The sequence below is a fragment of the Rhodococcus sp. IEGM 1354 genome, assembly GCF_030056855.1.
Lineage (GTDB): Bacteria > Actinomycetota > Actinomycetes > Mycobacteriales > Mycobacteriaceae > Rhodococcoides.
This window is the reverse complement of sequence record NZ_JASHKT010000062.1, coordinates 1-233: the sequence shown is the minus strand read 5'-3', so window position 1 is coordinate 233 and position 233 is coordinate 1. Positions and strand designations below refer to the sequence as shown.

General features: G+C 73.8%; 1 protein-coding gene. It reads right to left on the bottom strand.

The features are described 5' to 3' along the window. Positions 1-202: hypothetical protein (locus tag QM588_RS25630; protein ID WP_283317436.1), on the bottom strand; the 202-nt coding region annotated here is incomplete at its 3' end. Positions 203-233: the final 31 nt, after the last annotated feature.

The window sequence follows — 233 nt, the reverse complement described above, 5'->3', positions numbered from 1 at the left end:
GGCGCGGGTCGTGGCGGTCCGCGGCCGCGCCGAGCCCGTCGGGCCCCTGGGCAGTGCGGCCGCTGAGGCCCACGGCCACGATGGCCGCCGGTGCAGCGCTGCTCTTCCCGGCGCCGACCCGACTGTCGACCCGGTGGGCGCCTGCCGATCCACGACCCAACACCGAAACCGACGCGGTGGATACGGACCCGTCTGAAAACACAACCCAAACAACCACGAAACCCCCCCCCCCG